At 47.2% G+C, this 1493-nt stretch carries 1 protein-coding gene; it reads right to left on the bottom strand.

The window, feature by feature from the left end; translation table 11 throughout:
• On the bottom strand, window positions 1-1493 hold a 1493-nt coding region (locus tag AB4329_RS21600), incomplete at both ends, for a hypothetical protein (RefSeq protein WP_372139243.1).

Raw genomic sequence — 1493 nt, 5'->3', positions numbered from 1 at the left:
TGGTGTCGCTGACCGCAGAATTCGACGGATCAGAGCCATCGGCTAGATTCGTTTCAGATAGTGAGATTGGTGGAATGACATCTATGGTTGGGACATCGCCGTCCGTAATCGTAAGCGTCACTGTCGAGGTAAGAACGTCATCATCGCCATCGCTTGATGTCACAACGATATTTTTAACAATATCGCCTGCTGAGTGGTCTAAATCTCGGTTCGGCTCAAAGCGCACTTCCCCTTGAGTCGTAATAAACAGTGAGCCTTCGGTGAAGGTAAACTCTTGCTCGGTCGCATCATTCGGATCTAGAGAGTAAGCGGTGCCGTCATAGGTAAATTGAGTCACGCTCGCGCCATCGGCACTCGCGAATGTTAATACATCGAAAACGGATGTCGTTGGCGTACCTGCAGCTAAGTCGGCGACAGTAGGCTCTTCAATATTCAGCGCCCCGCTCGCCATCACTTGTACATCGTCGGTAATGGTGACTGATAGCGGTGACATTAACGAATCGTCACCGTCGGTATCAACCGCGTAAACTGGTAGCTCAAACGTGAAGTCATTATTGCCACGACCATCCTCGTGGTCGATATTCTCCAACAGCGTAAAGGTATATTGCCCCAGAGTCGTAGCGCTAAAGCTTAATGTGAAAATCTGTGTTTCTACATTAGAGGCACTAGTTGTAAAACCAACATAGTTACCTGAGCCTGCAGGATCTTCTTTCAGATCAATTGGCAGATCATCGGATTTCAATGAATCATCACTGTTGAACTCACTTGGCTCTAGGCGGAATTTCTCTACATTGTCGCTTTGATTCGTGAACGAGATGGTTTCTGTTTGACTCACTGCACCCATGATTGGAGAAGAGCCATCTGCAAGTCCCGCCTCTGCCAACGTAATACTCGGAACAGATTCTATGGTTGGGATATCACCATCAATAATCGTTAGTGTGACAGTGGCCGTTTCAACATCCACATCACCATCACTCGAAGTAAACACCAGTGATTTAACGATATCGCCACTCTCGTGGTCTAAATCACGGTTCGGCTCAAAGCGCACGTTACCTTCGATGGTGACGAACACATCACCCTCAGTGAACGTAAATTTCTGCTCACCTGTGATTGTTGGATCTAGAGTTTGAGCGGTACCACCGTCATAAGTGAACTGGGTAATCACTGCGCCATCGGCACTTTGCGCCGTCATTACATCAATGGTGTTGGTTGTGATTGTTCCGTCTGCAAGATTTGGCTCAGTGATATCTAACGTACCGTCTTGCATGATTTGAACATCATCACCAATGGTCACATTGAGTTGTGACACCAGTGAATCATCGCCATCACTGTCTACCGCATAAACAGGAAGATCAAAACTCAGATCATTGTTCGCTAGGCCAGCAACATGGTCTAGCGCTTCAAGTAGAGTGAAAGTGTATTCACCTAACGTGGCTGAAGAGAAGCTAATGGTAAACACGGGGACTTCAGCGCTCGAACCGTTGGTAATAAAG

The organism is Vibrio sp. 10N.261.54.A5 (assembly GCF_041471145.1).
In the GTDB taxonomy this organism is placed as follows: domain Bacteria; phylum Pseudomonadota; class Gammaproteobacteria; order Enterobacterales; family Vibrionaceae; genus Vibrio; species Vibrio crassostreae_C.
The sequence above is the reverse complement of the archived record's forward strand: the minus strand, read 5'-3'. Positions and strand labels throughout refer to the sequence as shown.